This window comes from Streptomyces sp. BA2, assembly GCF_009769735.1.
GTDB lineage: Bacteria > Actinomycetota > Actinomycetes > Streptomycetales > Streptomycetaceae > Streptomyces.
In genome coordinates this window covers 6678664-6694198 of the sequence record NZ_WSRO01000002.1, presented here as the reverse complement: position 1 = coordinate 6694198, position 15535 = coordinate 6678664, and the positions used below count along the sequence as shown (strand labels likewise).

At 71.9% G+C, this 15535-nt stretch carries 15 protein-coding genes; 5 read left to right on the top strand and 10 right to left on the bottom strand.

From position 1 onward, the window contains the following. Positions 1-68: 68 nt before the first annotated feature. Positions 69-266 carry a hypothetical protein gene (locus tag E5671_RS33070; protein ID WP_160507528.1) on the top strand — a complete coding sequence of 66 codons (198 nt, stop codon included), beginning with the start codon at positions 69-71 and terminating at the stop codon, positions 264-266. 101 nt (positions 267-367) lie between these two features. On the opposite strand, the gene E5671_RS33065 is transcribed toward E5671_RS33070, so the two are convergent. Then, positions 368-592, bottom strand: a complete 225-nt coding sequence (locus tag E5671_RS33065) for a hypothetical protein (protein WP_160507527.1) — start codon at positions 590-592, stop codon at positions 368-370. Between the two features lie 157 nt (positions 593-749). Between E5671_RS33065 and E5671_RS33060 the strand changes: the two genes are divergently transcribed. Next, positions 750-950, top strand: coding sequence for a hypothetical protein (locus E5671_RS33060; protein WP_160507526.1), 201 nt, complete (start codon positions 750-752; stop codon positions 948-950). 22 nt (positions 951-972) lie between these two features. Here the strand turns inward: E5671_RS33060 and E5671_RS33055 are convergent, their stop codons facing one another. The 9 genes from E5671_RS33055 to rimP all read right to left on the bottom strand — a co-directional run bounded on the left by E5671_RS33055 (position 973) and on the right by rimP (position 13067). Next, on the bottom strand, positions 973-1920 hold the full coding sequence (locus E5671_RS33055; protein WP_160507525.1) for a bifunctional riboflavin kinase/FAD synthetase: 948 nt from the start codon (positions 1918-1920) through the stop codon (positions 973-975). Between the two features lie 114 nt (positions 1921-2034). Then, positions 2035-5706 (bottom strand): serine protease, encoded by a 3672-nt coding sequence (locus tag E5671_RS46520; protein WP_237330279.1) that lies wholly within the window; start codon positions 5704-5706, stop codon positions 2035-2037. 241 nt (positions 5707-5947) lie between these two features. After that, positions 5948-6856, bottom strand: coding sequence for a tRNA pseudouridine(55) synthase TruB (truB, locus tag E5671_RS33045; RefSeq protein WP_160507524.1), 909 nt, complete (start codon positions 6854-6856; stop codon positions 5948-5950). Further along, positions 6853-7314 (bottom strand): 30S ribosome-binding factor RbfA, encoded by a 462-nt coding sequence (rbfA, locus tag E5671_RS33040; protein WP_160507523.1) that lies wholly within the window; start codon positions 7312-7314, stop codon positions 6853-6855. Before rbfA ends, truB begins: the two co-directional genes overlap by 4 nt. 32 nt (positions 7315-7346) lie before the next feature. Continuing rightward, on the bottom strand, positions 7347-7640 hold the full coding sequence (locus E5671_RS33035; protein ID WP_160507522.1) for a DUF503 domain-containing protein: 294 nt from the start codon (positions 7638-7640) through the stop codon (positions 7347-7349). A gap of 138 nt (positions 7641-7778) precedes the next feature. Then, positions 7779-10961: a translation initiation factor IF-2 gene (gene infB, locus E5671_RS33030; protein ID WP_160507521.1), complete on the bottom strand. Its 3183-nt coding sequence runs from the start codon at positions 10959-10961 to the stop codon at positions 7779-7781. A gap of 145 nt (positions 10962-11106) precedes the next feature. Continuing rightward, positions 11107-11397, bottom strand: coding sequence for a YlxR family protein (locus E5671_RS33025; protein ID WP_160507520.1), 291 nt, complete (start codon positions 11395-11397; stop codon positions 11107-11109). A 168-nt stretch (positions 11398-11565) separates the two neighbouring features. Continuing rightward, entirely contained in the window at positions 11566-12564 is a 999-nt protein-coding gene (gene nusA, locus E5671_RS33020) for a transcription termination factor NusA (protein ID WP_160507519.1), read from the bottom strand. Positions 12565-12566: 2 nt separating this feature from the next. Beyond that, positions 12567-13067: a ribosome maturation factor RimP gene (gene rimP, locus E5671_RS33015; protein ID WP_160507518.1), complete on the bottom strand. Its 501-nt coding sequence runs from the start codon at positions 13065-13067 to the stop codon at positions 12567-12569. Between the two features lie 308 nt (positions 13068-13375). Between rimP and E5671_RS33010 the strand changes: the two genes are divergently transcribed. From E5671_RS33010 to E5671_RS33000, 3 genes are read left to right on the top strand one after another with little or no spacing between them, the layout of a single operon-like run. Beyond that, positions 13376-13918: a hypothetical protein gene (locus E5671_RS33010; protein WP_160507517.1), complete on the top strand. Its 543-nt coding sequence runs from the start codon at positions 13376-13378 to the stop codon at positions 13916-13918. Next, positions 13915-14373 (top strand): DUF4439 domain-containing protein, encoded by a 459-nt coding sequence (locus E5671_RS33005; protein WP_160507516.1) that lies wholly within the window; start codon positions 13915-13917, stop codon positions 14371-14373. The genes E5671_RS33010 and E5671_RS33005 overlap by 4 nt, the downstream gene beginning before the upstream one ends. Positions 14374-14400: 27 nt before the next feature. Beyond that, complete coding sequence (locus tag E5671_RS33000; protein ID WP_160507515.1) at positions 14401-15294, top strand: aminoglycoside phosphotransferase family protein; 894 nt, start codon at positions 14401-14403, stop codon at positions 15292-15294. Positions 15295-15535 lie beyond the last annotated feature (241 nt).

Sequence of the window (15535 nt, the reverse complement as noted above, 5' to 3'; positions counted from 1 at the left end):
GTCACTGAGCGTTGCGATCCACGTACAGATCGTGACAGCTCAACTCCACCGACGTGAAGGAGATTTCCATGCGCCGTTCCGCCGCCGTGATCCTCGGGGCCGTCGCACTTCTGGGGGTACTCGCCGTGCCGGCAAGCGCCGTCCCGGACCCCGTGACAACCGTCGACTGCCTGGCGCAGTCGGCCGGCGACGTCACCTCGCTCGTCGATCCGGCGAGCCCCGGCGTCCCCTCGGAGGTGCCGGGCGCGGCGTGCCTCGCCCCGTGACGCGGTGACCCCGTGACCTGAACAGCCCTGCATCGTCACGTACTTGCGCGGCCACCCCGGGGCCCGCGCAAGTACGGTACGGCCGCGAGCGGTTCAGCGCGTCAGTCCCACCTGTAGCCGTCACCGAAGTTGAGGGTGTGCTCGAGCACGTCCTCCAGCGGATCGTCGATCTGCCCGGTGTTGATCAGCGCGACCCTGGGGGCGTTGTGCGAGTTCTCGTGCGTCTCGTCCGCGTGGGCCGCGCCGGAGCACAGGGCGGACGGCACTGCCGCCATCGACGCGACCAGCAACCACCGGGATGTCTTCTGCACCCAACTGCCGTTCACAGCAGCCTCCTTGGCCCGTGCGTGTGCGGGCCGCCGGTCGCGTCCCACTCGCCGTGGCTAACCCCCGAACGACCGGAAAGTCACCGACGATCATACGAAAGGGTCGTCGGGCACCGCGGTCCGAAGAACCGTAAGAAAGCAAGAAAGCAGATATCGCATGCGTCATCGCCGCGCTTGGACCGTCACCCTGCTCGCCGCCCTCGCCGTGTCCGTCATCGCCACCGCCGCACCGGTCCCGGCGGCCGGGCTCGCGCCGGTGAACCCCCCACCGCTGCCGCACGTCGAGCCGCTGATCACCGAAGGGGTCACCATCGAAGGGCCGCTCGTCAACAGCGTCGCCCTCCCTCACCTCCTGTAAGCACGGAGGGCGGGGCAGAGACCTACTCGGCGGCCTCGATGAGCTCCCGGGCCTTCTTCACGTCATCCGCGATGGCGACGAGCAGCGAGTCGATCGAGTCGAACTTCGCCTGCCCGCGCACGAAGGCGAGGAAGTCCACGGCCACGTGCAGCCCGTACAGGTCGAGCCCCACGCGGTCGATCGCGTACGCCTCCACGGTCCGCTCCGTGCCGTCGAACTGCGGGTTCGTCCCGACGGAGATCGCCGCAGGCATCGCCTCGCCCTGGGCGTGCAGCCACCCCGCGTAGACGCCGTCGGCGGGGATGGCGGTGTGCGGCAGCGTCTCCACGTTGGCGGTGGGGAAGCCCAGTTCACGCCCGCGCTGCGCGCCCCGTACGACGACGCCCTCGACGCGGTGCGGGCGGCCGAGGATCTCCGCCGCGCCCTCCACGTCGCCCTCGGCGACCAGGCGCCGGGTGAGGGTGGAGGAGAAGGGCTCGCCGCCCCCGGCCTCACCGCTCACGAACAGGTCGATGACATCGACTTCGTAGTCGTACGTGGCGCCGAGCTCGGTCAGGAAGGCGACGTTGCCCGCGGCCCTGTGGCCGAAGCGGAAGTTGGGGCCTTCGACGACCACGCACGCGTGCAGCTTGTCGACGAGGACCTTGACGACGAAGTCGGCCGGCGAGAGCTTCGAGAACTCCGTGGTGAACGGCAGGATGAGGAGCGCGTCCACGCCGAGATCCGCCATGAGTTCGGCGCGCCGGTGGTGCGGGGCGAGCAGCGGCGGGTGGCTGCCGGGGCGCACGACCTCGGAGGGGTGCGGGTCGAAGGTGACGACCACGGCGGGAACGCCGAGCTCACGGGCGCGCTCCACCGCGCGGCCGATGATCAGCTGGTGCCCGCGGTGCACGCCGTCGTAGGAACCGATGGTGACGACGCTGCGCCCCCAGTCCTGGGGGATGTCCTCCAAGCCACGCCAGCGCTGCACTGTCTTTGCTCCTCGCCGAACCTGTGTACGTGTGTGTACGTCCCATTGCCGATGCGCAGGTCTAAGACTGCCATGCCCGCGCGATCCGGATCGCATCGGAGGGGGTGGCGGGGGTCACGCCGGAACGCGTACTCCGGCGAGGTTCTCGATCATGCGGCGCGAGCTGGGACCGACGAGGGCGGACCAGTCCTGCGGGGCCGCGCAGATCCACCGGGCGACCCGCGTGGAGAAGCCCGGCACGGAGCGGGCCAGCTCGACCAGGCGCCGGTCGAAGCAGGTCGCGCCCTCCGGGGTGCGGACGAGCAACGCGCCGGTGCGACGCACAAGATCGCGAACCCTTTCCCCGTCACCTTGCCCATCCCTTTCCCCGTCACCTTCCCCGTCACCGCCGCCCGCCACGGCGCAGAGCACGGCGTCCAGGACTTCGGGCTCCCGCTCCTGGGCGAGCAGCACGTCCAGGAGTTCGGTGCGCAGCGCACGCGAGGCGTCGGTTCCCGGGGCGGCGACGACCGCGGCGAGCGCGGCGCGCACCGGCGGCGGGCGGTCCCGCAGGAGACCCTTGACCAGCGGGAGGAGTACGGCGCGGACGCCGGGCCCCTGCTCGAACCGCAGATCGAGGTAGGCGGCCACGTGCCCCGCGAGGTCGGGGCGGAGTTCCAGCACGTCGCGTACGAGATCGGCCACCCGCCGCGCGAGCACGGGCGCGGTCACGTCGGCCAGGGCGCGCAGTACGTCGCCCGGCGCGGGGCCGGGGCCGTACAGCCGGGTCCGGAAGGCGGCGATGACCTGCTCCGGGTGGGTGTCGAGGGCGGCGACGAGCGCGCTCGCGGGCAGCTGCGGGTCACCGGCGGTGAAGCGCTTCAGGGCGGGCGGCAGGTGGCGTGCGCGGGTCTGCGGATCGCGTACGAGGAGGGCGAGGGCGGCGCCGTGCAGGGAGTCGTCGGCGGTTCGGGCGAGCAGGGCGAAGGCCGCGTACCGCAGGAGCCTGCGGTCGGCCTCCGTGGTGGCGTGCGGGGCGGCGCGCAGGCCGTAGGCGACGGCGGCGACATGGCGTGCGGGGCGCGGGTCGTGGACCCAGCGGTCGACGGCTCGGCAGATGGCCGATGGCTCCTCCTCCGCGAGGGCGGCGAGCAGTTCGTCGGCGCGGGGGTGGGCGCAGTCGACCAGGATCTCCGTGAGGTCGTCGATGGCGCGGTGCCGGTGGGTGTGGAGGAGGGCCTGGGCGGCCGATGCGACGGTGGCGTGCGGGGTGGCTTCGAGGGGGCGCTCGTCGGTGAACCAGCGGGTGAGTTGCGGCTGCGTTTTCGCGGGGTCTTCCGCCAGCAGTTCGGCCACCGCGTCGAGGCAGCGGCTGCCCTGCGGGGGGCCTGGCGGGGGGTCGGTGATCACTGCTTCCCGCAGCAGGTCGAACCGATCGGCATCGGAGAGGGGCAGATTCGTCCAGAAGCCCGCCGGGAAGCGGGCCTGCTCCGCGAGCTGCTTGAGCAACGACCGGTAGGGCCGCGCGTCGGGCACCCGCGACAGGGTCTCCCTCACCAGGTGGCTGGCCCACCACTGGGCGTCGCCCCGTGTCTCGGCATCCGGCGGCGCGGGCGCGTTGCCCGCATCCCCCGCCACATCAGCACCCCGCGGTTGGGGTTGTGCCCACCCGTTCCGCCCTGCGGAACGCCTGCCCACAACGGAGGCGGCACCCTCGCCCTCCGGGCGCCCCGCCGTCCCCGCCGCTGTGGGCAATCGTCCCGCTGGGCGATTGGGGTCTCCCCTGCTCGAGAGGAGCCGAGAGCTTGGGGAAGGGTGGGCACAGCCCTTGATGCCGGGGGCCGACTCGGCGGGCGATGAGCAAGGCTCCCCGAACCTCGCCAAGTCCCCTAGCCGAGCCCCCAGTTCAGCAGGCCCCCGCTGGCGGCCCAGAAGCAACAGGGCCTGGATCACGGGACCGATCCGGTGTCGAGGTACCGGCAGGGCAGCCTCCGGCACCGGCTCGCGGTGGCGGAAGACCAGCGACCACAAAGCACCGTCCACATCCAAGTGCATCCCCTGGATCCAGTCCGCGAGCTCCTCGTGTGCGAACCGGTACCCGCCCCCCGCGGGGACGAGCAGCCCCTCCGTGAGCACCGCGGAGGCCCACCCCGTCGCCCACGGGAACACTCCCTCGAACGACGCCCGGTCGAGCTCCCCCTGCCCCGGCCCCAGGCACCGCCGCGCGGCCTCGTGCACCTGCCCGGACACCTTCGCCGCGAGGCGCCGTACAGCCGCGCCCCGCAGCCCGTTCGCCGCGGCGAGCCGCACCGCCACCCGCAGGCACAGCACGTCCAGATAGGCCTCGAAGATCTCCTCCCGGTCGGGGCGGCCCGGCGGTGGCTCGTCCGGCAGCGCCGCCCGCACCTCGGCCAGCAGCCGCAGGGCGAGGGGATGCCGCGCGTCGGCCGGGGCGAGCGCGCCGTCCGGGATGCCGTACCGCGCACGGGCGATCCGCGCCTGCCGCTCGGGCAGATCCCCCAGGTGCACACACCCCGGGGCGAGCTCCTCGGGAAAGTGCGCCCCGGCCTGCTCCCAGTACTCCGCGCGGCAGGCGACCACGAGCCGCGCGCCCGTCTCCCGAAGCCACTCGGCCGTCCCCCCGCTCCACTCGGCGAGGCGGTGCGCCAGGACCGGCGGCATCTCCTCGGGGCCGTCGAGCAACAGCAGCAACGCCCGCCCCTCGTCCCGCACGAGCCGCGCGACCCGCCCCGCGGAGATGTCCCCGAGCCCGTCGTCCGCCTCGGCGAGCGAGCACTCCGCGGTCTCCGCCGAGGCCTCCGAGGCCTCCGCGGCCTCCAGAATCCGCCCAGCCCGCTCCAGCGCCCGCTCCACCGCGTCGCCCACGCCCGTGTCCGTGCCCTGGAGGTCGGCGCCGCGCAGCCACAGCGTGGGTGCCGGTTCGGCGCCTCGCGCGCGGCATGCGGCGAGGGCGGCGAGCTCCGTCGTACGGCCGGTGCCGGGGTCGCCGACCAGACCGAGCACCTGCGCGGGCCCGGCGGTGAAGTCCGCCAACTCCCGTGTCGTGTCGGGGCGTTCGACCGGTTCGAGGAGGGCGGGGCGCGGGCCGTCGGAGCCCACGGACGTCGCCGCCAGGTGCAGCGCGCCCGCCAGATTCAGATCGCGGCCGTACGCGGGAACGGTCGCCGCGTTGCGTGCCAGGAGCTCCGCGAGCGGCCCGCCCGGATCGGCGGCGGCAGCCTCCCGCAGCGGCACGGCGAACCCCGCCGCGCGGTGCTCACTGTGCAGCGCGGTGCCGAGGACGGCGAGCACGGCTCCGGACGAGGCGTCGACGACCGGGCCGCCGGCCGCCCCGCCGCCGAGCCGCAGCGCGTCTGCGCCGTCCGTGCCGATCGCCAGTTCCATCGCCGCGTCGAGAAGGTGAAAGCGGTCCGTCGCCGTGTACGTGACGGGGGCCGGACCCAGGACCCGCGCCTCACGCCGGCCGCGCGCGACGATGCGTACATAGGTGCCCACGGGAACGGTCTCGCGGACCGTGACGGGCAGCGGGCGCAGATCGAGCCCCTCTGTACGGACGAGGGCCAGATCGGCCTCGGGGAGGGCCACCACGGCATCGGCGCTCACCACGCACACGCGCTCCCCCGCCGCGTGCAGCACGAGCCGCGCGAGGCCGTCGACCGCTTCATGGCTGGTGATCACCGTGCCGTGGTCGTCGGCGGCGAACCCCATGCCCCGCGGGCGCCCGGCCAGATCGCAGATGCGCACGAGGCCACCGTCGAGCCCCGTCGGGTCGCCCTGTCCCGCCATGCCCGAACCTCCCGCGACGCCCCGTCCTTCCGACGGTAGGTCGGCGGTGATCAGCGGGACAGAACGCGTCGCGAACGCGCCCCCTTCTGCTCCCTCGGTTCACTCCGAGCGCCTGCCTGATGGGGTGAATCGGCACGCCGGAGTGGATACATCTCTGGTGGGGGGGGGTTCGCCGTGGAGCGGCGCGACGCACAGCTGTCCGCCGCTCCACGACGGAGATCCGCGTACGGGAGGCTCAGGCTCAGGCGAAGACGGCCAGGCTCTTGGCCTTGCCCTTCAGCTCCTCGGCCAGGACCAGGAACCTGCCCTCGGGATCGAAGACCGCGACGGCGCCGACTCCGGCGTACTCCCCCGGCATCTCGATCCGCACGCCGTTGAGCAGCAGCTTCGCCCGCCGCTCGTCCACGTCCCAGCGCGGGAACGCGGCGGTGGCCGCGTCCGCCACCGGCATCACCGTCAGCTCCTCCTGGAGCTGGTCGATGGTCTTCGCCGCGTCCAGCTTGTAGGGCCCGACACGGGTGCGCCGCAGCGCCGTCAGATGACCGCCGACCCCGAGGTCCGCGCCGAGGTCGCGGGCGAGGGCGCGGATGTAGGTCCCCGACGAGCAGACCACGGAGACGACCAGGTCGAGGACGGGGGTGCCGTCCTCGGCGACGGCGTCCCTGACGTCGTACACGGTGAAGGCGGAGATCTTCACCGGCCGGGCGGGGATCTCGAAATCCTCGCCCTCGCGCGCTCGCGCGTACGACCGCTTGCCGTCGATCTTGATGGCGCTGACCTTCGACGGCACCTGCATGATGTCGCCGGAGAGCTTGGCGATGCCCGCGTCGATGGCGTCCCGCTTGATCCCTGAAGCATCGGCCGACGAGGTGATCTCACCCTCGGCGTCGTCCGTGAGGGTGTTCTGGCCGAGCCGGATCGTCCCCAGGTACTCCTTCTCCGTCAGCGCGAGATGGCCGAGGAGCTTGGTCGCCCGCTCCACGCCGAGGACGAGAACGCCCGTCGCCATGGGGTCGAGGGTGCCGGCGTGGCCGACACGGCGGGTCTTGGCGATCCCGCGCATCTTGGCGACCACGTCATGCGAAGTGAAGCCGGACGGCTTGTCGACGATGACAAGTCCGTCCGGCGTCTTGTTGCTGGTGCTGCTCATGCTCGGGCGTCGCCGTCCGTTTCGTCGTCGGACTCGTCCTCGGGCTTGCGGTACGGGTCGGGCCCGCCGGCGAACTCGGCGCCCGCGGACACCTCGCGCACCTTCTCGTCCGACATCCGGGCCTTGTCGAGGAGGTCCTCGATGGCCTTGGCGTTGTCCGGCAGCGCGTCCGCCACGAAGGCGAGGCTCGGGGTGAACTTCACGCCCGCGGCCTGGCCGACCGCGGAACGCAGGACGCCCTTGGCGCTCTCCAGACCGGCGGCGGCCGCCGCGCGGTCCTCGTCGTCCCCGTAGACCGTGTAGAAGACGGTCGCCTCCCGCAGGTCACCCGTGACCCGGGTGTCCGTGATGGTCACATGCGTACCGAGCCGCGGGTCCTTGATCCCGCGCTGCAGCTTCTTGGCAACCACCTCTCGGATGAGGTCCGCCAGCCTTTTCGCCCGCGCGTTGTCGGCCACTGCTCCGTCTCCTTCTTCGCCTTGCTGTGCAATCAGTCTTCGTCGCCGTGGAGCCTGCGTCGAACGGAGAGCAGCTCCACCTCGGGACGGGCGGCCACCAGGCGCTCGCACCGGTCCAGTACGTCGGTGAGGTGCCCCGTCTCCCCGGAGACCAGCGCCAGGCCGATCTCGGCCCTGCGATGGAGGTCCTGGTTCCCGGTCTCCGCCGCACTCACCGCGTACTTGCGCATGAGTTCGGCGACGATCGGGCGGACGACGGAGCGTTTCTCCTTCAGCGAGCGAACGTCGCCGAGGAGCAGATCGAAGGACAGTGTCCCCACATACATGTATGCCCGGATGTCCCGCCGGTTCGGGTTCCGCCCCGCCAACCACTTGGCAGGGACACAAGAACCGTACACGGAACGGCCGGGGCCGATCGACGGGATTTACCTCCCCTCGACCGGCCCCGGTTCGAGCTGTCGTGATCAGCCTCGCGGCTTCTCGCGCATCTCGTACGTCGCGATGACGTCGTCGATCTTGATGTCGTTGAAGTTGCCGAGGTTGATACCGCCCTCGAACCCTTCGCGGATCTCGGTGACGTCGTCCTTGAAGCGGCGCAGACCGGAGATGTTGAGGCTCTCCGCGATGACCTTGCCGTCGCGGATGAGGCGCGCCTTGGTGTTGCGCTTGACCTCGCCCGACCGGACAAGAACACCGGCGATGTTGCCCAGCTTGGACGAGCGGAAGATCTCGCGGATCTCCGCCGTGCCGAGCTCGACCTCTTCGTACTCCGGCTTGAGCATGCCCTTGAGGGCCGCTTCGATCTCTTCGATCGCCTGGTAGATGACCGAGTAGTACCGGACGTCCACACCTTCGCGGTCGGCCATCTGCGCGGCACGACCGGCCGCACGGACGTTGAAGCCGATCACGATCGCGTCGGAGCCGGTCGCCAGGTCGATGTCCGACTCGGTGACCGCACCCACACCGCGGTGCAGGACGCGGATGTCGACCTCTTCGCCGACGTCGAGCTGGAGCAGCGAGGACTCGAGAGCCTCCACCGAACCGGACGCGTCGCCCTTGATGATGAGGTTGAGTTCCTGCACCAGACCGGCCTTGAGGGCCTCGTCCAGGTTCTCCAGGGAGAACCGGACACCCTTGCGGGCGAAGCGGACGTTGCGCTCACGGGCGGCACGCTTCTCGGCGATCTGACGGGCCGTACGGTCCTCGTCGACGACCAGGAAGTTGTCGCCGGCGCCCGGGACGTTGGTGAGACCGAGGACGAGGACCGGAGTCGACGGACCCGCCTCTTCCACGTTCTCGCCCTTGTCGTCGAGCATCGCGCGGACTCGGCCGTACGCGTCGCCGACCACCATCGTGTCGCCGACGCGGAGGGTACCGCGCTGGACCAGGACGGTCGCGACGGCGCCGCGGCCCTTGTCCAGGTGGGACTCGATCGCAATACCCTGCGCGTCCTGCTCCGGGTTGGCCCGCAGGTCGAGCGAGGCGTCCGCGGTCAGGACCACGGCCTCCAGGAGGGCCTCGATGTTCTCGCCCTGCTTGGCGGAGATGTCGACGAACATCGTGTCGCCGCCGTACTCCTCGGCCACCAGACCGAACTCGGTGAGCTGACCGCGCACCTTGGTCGGGTCGGCACCCTCGACGTCGATCTTGTTGACCGCGACCACGATCGGCACCTCGGCCGCCTTGGCGTGGTTCAGCGCCTCGATCGTCTGCGGCATCACACCGTCGTTCGCCGCGACCACGAGGATCGCGATGTCGGTGGACTTCGCACCACGGGCACGCATGGCGGTGAACGCCTCGTGACCGGGGGTGTCGATGAAGGTGATCTTGCGGTCTTCGCCGTTGACCTCGGAAGAGACCTGGTACGCACCGATGTGCTGCGTGATGCCGCCGGCCTCGCCCGCAATGACGTTCGTCTTGCGGATCGCGTCCAGAAGGCGGGTCTTACCGTGGTCGACGTGACCCATGACGGTCACGACCGGCGGACGCGCGACGAGCATGTCCTCGTCGCCCTCGTCCTCGCCGAACTCGATGTCGAAGGACTCGAGCAGCTCGCGGTCCTCCTCCTCGGGGCTGACGATCTCGAGGACGAAGTTCATCTCGTCCGCGAGCAGCTTCAGCGTCTCGTCCGGCACGGACTGCGTCGCCGTGACCATCTCGCCGAGGTTCATCATCACGCCGACGAGCGACGCCGGGTTGGCGTTGATCTTCTCGGCGAAGTCGGTCAGCGAGGCACCACGGGACAGGCGGACCGCCTGGCCGTTGCCGCGCGGCAGCATGACGCCGCCGACCGACGGAGCCTGCATCGACTCGTACTCCTGGCGCCTCTGCCGCTTCGACTTGCGACCACGACGGGCGGGCCCGCCGGGACGGCCGAAGGCACCCTGCGTGCCACCACGGGCACCGGGACCGCCGGGACGGCCACCGAAGCCGGGACGACCGCCGCCGCCACCGGGACGACCGGCGAAGCCGCCGCCACCGCCACCGGGACCACCGGGACGACCGGCGAAGCCACCGCCGCCACCGCCACCGGGACGACCCGCGAAGCCGCCGCCACCGGGACGACCGCCGCCGCCACCGGCACCGCCGGGACGACCGCCGCCACCGGGACCACGGCCACCGCCGGGGCCACCACCGGGACGCGGGCCCGCAGCGGGACGCTGGGGCATCATGCCCGGGTTCGGACGGTTACCGCCGCCGCCGGGAGCGCCGCCAGGTCCGCCGGGGCCGGGACGTGCGCCACCCTGCGGGCGAGGCATGCCGCCGGGGCTGGGGCGAGCGCCGCCCTGACCCTGCGGACGAGGAGCACCCTGGCCGCCGCCCTGGCCCTGCGGGCGCGGGGCGCCGCCGGGACCGCCGGGGCCACCCTGGCCGCCGGGACGCGGGGCGCCGCCCGGACGGGGCGCCTGCGGGCGCGCCATGCCGGTGGAGCCACCAGAGGTGAAGGGGTTGTTGCCCGGACGCGGTCCGGCCGGACGGCCACCGGGGCGCGGAGCGCCACCCTGGCCGCCGGGACGCGGAGCGCCACCCTGACGGTCGCCGCGGTCGCCACGACCGCCCTGACCCTGACCCTGACCACCCTGGCCGGGGGCCGGACGGCCCGCGGGCTTCGGGGCACCCGGGCGAGCGCCCGGACGGGGGCCTGCCGGCGCCGAGGAGGCGGCCGGAGCAGCCGGCGGAGCGGTGAACTCCGGGGCGGCCGGAGCCGGGGTGACCGGCGCGGCGGGCGCGGCCGGGGCAGCCGGAGCTGCCGGCGCCGGCTTGGGCGTCGGCGGCTTCGGGCCCGGACGCGGGCCGGGAGCGGCCGGGGAGGCCGCAGGCTTGTCGGCCGCTTCGGCGGGCTTGGCCGCCGGCGGCTTGGGCGCGGCCGGACCCGGACGGGCGGCCTGCGCGGGAGAGGGGGACGCCGAGCCCGAGGGGGCCGGCGGCTTGGGGGCGGCCTGCTTGCGCGGCGCCCCGGGCTTGGCGGCGGCCTTGCCGTTGCCACCACCCGTGTTCAATGCGTCAGTCAATTTGCGTACAACGGGCGCCTCGATGGTCGAGGACGCCGAACGTACGAATTCACCGAGTTCTTGGAGCTTGGCCATGACGACCTTGCTCTCTACGCCGAACTCCTTGGCGAGCTCGTATACCCGGACCTTAGCCACTTCGCTCCTTTTAGGTCCGGGTTACGCCGGACCGTCGCTACTTCATGGGCGTACTCATCGCGTGCTCATCGAGTGCTCATCGCAATCTCGACCTACTTCCAACTCGCGGAATACCAGGGCCGCGCGGGGTTCCGCGCGACCTTCCTTACGGTGTTGCCTGCTGGGCAACTGTCTCGACGGCTCGGCGCAAGTCCGCCGTGTCGAGCGGGCCCGGGGCCCGGAAGGCCCTCGGGAACGCCCTGCGTCGGACCGCCAGGTCGAGACAGACCGGAACGGGGTGGATATACGCACCCCGGCCGGGCAGCGTACCGCTTGGATCGGGGGCGCAAGCGCCCTCTTTCGCCACGATGCGCAGCAGATCGCTCTTGGCCGCTCGCTCCCGGCACCCCACACAGGTGCGTTCAGGGCATGCACGGGCTTGCGTCCGGCCAGACACGATTAAGTCTACCTCCCCGTACCGACCTCACCCCTTTGGGGCAAAAATCGAACGGTTGTTGTCTTGATCAGGACTGGATCAGGAGTGGCTCAGGAGTGGCTCAGGTCTTGATCAGCACCCGGCTCGCGGCCCGATCCGCACCCGATCCCGCACCCGATCCGCACCCGGTCAGGCCTCCTCGGAGCCCTGCGGCTGCTCGGTGTCCGGACGGATATCGATGCGCCAGCCCGTGAGCCGCGCGGCGAGGCGGGCGTTCTGGCCCTCCTTGCCGATCGCGAGGGACAGCTGGTAGTCGGGCACCGTGACCCGCGCGGAACGGGCCGCGAGATCGACGATCTCCACCTTGCTGACCCGCGCCGGGGAGAGCGCGTGGGCGACCATCTCGCCCGGGTCGTCCGACCAGTCGACGATGTCGATCTTCTCGCCGTTGAGCTCGGCCATGACGTTGCGCACACGCTGGCCCATCGGGCCGATGCAGGCGCCCTTGGCGTTGAGACCCTGCCGGGTCGAGCGCACCGCGATCTTGGTCCGGTGGCCGGCCTCACGGGCGATGGCCGAGATCTCGACCGACCCGTCGGCGATCTCCGGCACCTCGAGCGCGAAGAGCTTCTTGACGAGGTTCGGGTGCGTACGGGACAGCGTGACCGAGGGGCCGCGGACACCCTTCGCCACCCGGACGACGTACGAACGAAGGCGGAGCCCGTGGGCGTACTCCTCGCCCGGGACCTGCTCCTGCACCGGCAGGATGGCCTCGAGCTTGCCGATGTCGACGAGCACGTTCTTCGGGTCGCGGCCCTGCTGGACGACGCCCGTGACGATGTCGCCCTCGCGGCCCGCGTACTCGCCGAGGGTCGCGTCGTCCTCGGCGTCGCGCAGACGCTGCAGGATGACCTGCTTGGCGGTCGTCGCGGCGATACGGCCGAAGTCGGACGGGGTGTCGTCGAACTCCTTGGCTTCCTGGCCCTCTTCGAGGTCAGCCGGGTCCTCCGTCGCCCACACCGTCACATGGCCGCTGTCGCGGTCCAGCTTCACGCGTGCGCGACGGAAGCTGCCGTCGGTCCGGTGGTAGGCGATGAGGAGGGCCGACTCGATCGCCTCGACCAGCAGGTCGAAGGAGATCTCCTTCTCCCGGACCAGACCCCGCAGGGCACTCATGTCGATGTCCACGGCTACGCCTCCTCTTCCTTCTTGTCCTTGCGGTTGAACTCGACCTCGACGCGCGCCTTGGCGATCTCGTCGAAGGTGAGCCTGCGGGCGGTGGGCTTGCGCCCCTTCACGCCCGGTACTTCGAGATCCACACCTTCGTCGTCCACCTCGAGGATGCGGGCGATCAGCTCGTCGCCGCCCTCCGTCAGCTGGAACTTCACCAGGCGGCCGACGGCGCGCAGATAGTGGCGGTGCTCCGTCAGCGGGCGCTCTGCGCCCGGGGAGCCGACTTCGAGGGTGTACTCCCCGTCGCCCATCGCGTCGCTCTCGTCGAGCTTCTCGGAGAATTCGCGGCTGATCTCCGCGATCTGATCCAGGTCCACGCCGTCGTCGGAGTCGACGACCACCCGCAGCACCCGCTTGCGTCCGACCGAGGCCACTTCGATCTCTTCGAGATCCAGATCCTTCGAGCTGACGAGCGGTTCCAGCAGTTCTCGCAGCCTCTCGCTCTGGGTGGTGCTCATCCGGGTGACTCCTCGGCCGCGTGTGCTGTTGTGGGTTCGTCGCGTGTCAGGTCAAAGGGTATCCGGTCCTGAGGGGTGTTGCCGCCGCTGTCCGGCGCCTGTCCGGCCCCTCTCCGGTCACGGTCCGGTCCCGGTCCGCCCCGCATCGAGCCGCTCACGCGTACGAGGACAGCCCGCAGGTACGGTGATCACCGAGCTCACGCCCGGCTCGCCCGACTTCCGACTCGCCGACTTCCGACTCGCCGACTCCTGACTCGCCCGACTTCTGACTGCCTGCCTTTCTGGCCTTCCTGCCGAGGACGTCTGCTGTGCCGTCGTATCCCACCCCCTCGCACGCCCGCTCGGGGCCGCGCCGGAGGAGCCTGCTGACCGGGGCCGCAGGAGCGGCCGGGGCCGTGCTGCTCTCGGGCTGCTCGGACTCCGCATCCACGGACGCGGACGAGCGTCCTTCCGCCGCCGCGCGGCTGCGCGCGCGTGCCGCTCGGGACAGCGGTGAGCTGCTCGGGCGGTACGACGCCGTCATCGCCGCCCATCCCTCGCTGGCCGGACGGCTCGGTCCGCTGCGGGCGGAGGTGAAGCGGCACGAGGCGGTCTTCGCCGAGGGGTCCGCTCCCCCGACGCCCCCGCCTTCGTCCGGCTCCCGTTCCCCTTCCGCATCGCCCTCGCGGAAGCCTTCCGTCCCCAAGGATGAGAAGGACGCCGTGCGCGAGCTCGCCAAGGCCGAGAAGGAGCTGGCGAAGAGCCGCGGGATCGATCTCCTTGACGCGCCGGACGAGCTGGCCAGGCTGCTCGCGTCGGTGGCGGCATCGGGTGCCGCGCACGCGTATCTGCTGACGGAGGGCGACAAGTGAGCGATTCCAAGGACGAGTTGCGGGCGGTGCAGGCCGCGCTGGGTGCCGAGCACGCCGCCGTGTACGGCTTCGGGGTCGTCGGCGGCCGGATCGGCGAGGACCGCAGGGACGAGGCGCGCACGGCGTACGACGCGCATCGCGCCCGGCGCGACGAGCTGCAGCGCGCCGTGCGCGACCTGGGCGGCGAGCCCGAGCCCTCGGCGGCCGCCTACGCGCTGCCGTTCGCGGTGCCGGACTCCGCGGCTGCCGCGCGGCTCGCGACGGAGCTGGAGGAGCGGGTCGCGGGGGTCTACTCGGATCTCGTACGGGCCTCCACCGGCACCCGGCGCGGGAACGCGGCCGAAGCGCTGCGGGAGGCGGCGGTCCGTGCGGCGCGGTGGCGCGGCGGGAGCGTAACCTTCCCTGGTCTCGCCGAGCGGGCCGCCACTTCTGGCTCCTCGGCACCCAAGGCCTAACCCGCTCAGGAAGGGAACACCTCGCGTATGGCTCTCGAACCGCCCCAGCGTCTGGTCACCGCTCTCGGTGAGACGGCGCAGGACGGCGACGACTGGCTGGCGAAGCTGCCCGAGGCAGCTGAACAGGCCGTCTCCCTACGCGAGTTGACCGTCGAGCGGGTCCACGTGCCCGGCGGGCGCAGCAGCCTCGTCATCCTCGTGCGCCTCGCCGACGGCACGCCCGCCGTCCTGAAGCTGGTGCCGCCGAGGTCGCGGCCCGAGAGCGAGCGGGCCGCGCTGGCGCACTGGAACGGGCTCGGTGCCGTACGGCTGCTCGACCCCTCCGCCGCGGACGGGGCCCTCCTCCTTGAACGGCTGCACCGCGATGTGTCGGTCCGTTCGCTGCCCGAGGCCAAGGCTCTGCTCGAGGCGGCGGGCACGCTGCGGCGGCTGTGGGTGGAACCGCCCACGGATCACCGTTTCGAGACGGTCGCCGAGCGGACGGGGAGGCAGGCCGACGCGATGCGGGCCGCTGCCGATGGGGAGGTGGCGCCGCTGGTGGACGCGGCGCTCTCCGCCCGGGATGAGCTGCTCGCCGGGGACGTGGAGGTGCGGCTGCTGCACGGGACGTTCCGGCAGAGCAAGGTGCTGCAGGGTGACCGGGTGCCGTGGCTGGCCGTGGGCCCCGACCCGGTGGTGGGGGAGCCCGCCTTCGACCTGGCCCGTCTGGTACGGGACCGGGTGGAGGACCTGATCGCCTCTCCCTCGGGGGCGTCGATCACCCGTCGCCGGGTGAAGAAGCTGGCCGAGTCGCTGGATGTGGATCAGGAGCGGCTGCGGGGGTGGACCTTGTTCCGGGCCGTGGAGTCGGGCGTACGGGCGCGGCGGGTGGGGCGGGAGCAGGATGCGGAGCTGTTGTTGGAGTTCGCGGGTTGGTTGTAGGGGGCGGGACCCTGCGGGGCTTTCCCCAATCCCGCCCCTTCCCGAAAACCCGCTCTGGCGCGGGAGCCTTGGTTGCCGCTGATCACCGGCTTCGCCGAGTTCGTCCTCAAACGCCGGACGGGCTAAATGATCTCGGCCGGGCTGGAAGATTCCAGCCCGGCCGGCGTTTGAGGCCATCTTGTACGGGGTCTGGGGCGGAGCCCCAGTTTCGGGAAGGGGCGGGATTGGGGAAAGCCCCGCA

Bases quoted from the DNA above. Each gene is read 5' to 3' on its own strand.
- truB (WP_160507524.1), bottom strand. From the start codon at position 6,856: ATGAGCAGCACCAGCAACAAGACGCCGGACGGACTTGTCATCGTCGAC.
- E5671_RS33070 (WP_160507528.1), top strand. From the start codon at position 69: ATGCGCCGTTCCGCCGCCGTGATCCTCGGGGCCGTCGCACTTCTGGGG.
- E5671_RS46520 (WP_237330279.1), bottom strand. From the start codon at position 5,706: ATGGCGGGACAGGGCGACCCGACGGGGCTCGACGGTGGCCTCGTGCGC.
- E5671_RS33060 (WP_160507526.1), top strand. From the start codon at position 750: ATGCGTCATCGCCGCGCTTGGACCGTCACCCTGCTCGCCGCCCTCGCC.
- rimP (WP_160507518.1), bottom strand. From the start codon at position 13,067: ATGAGCACCACCCAGAGCGAGAGGCTGCGAGAACTGCTGGAACCGCTC.
- E5671_RS33035 (WP_160507522.1), bottom strand. From the start codon at position 7,640: ATGTATGTGGGGACACTGTCCTTCGATCTGCTCCTCGGCGACGTTCGC.
- E5671_RS33000 (WP_160507515.1), top strand. From the start codon at position 14,401: ATGGCTCTCGAACCGCCCCAGCGTCTGGTCACCGCTCTCGGTGAGACG.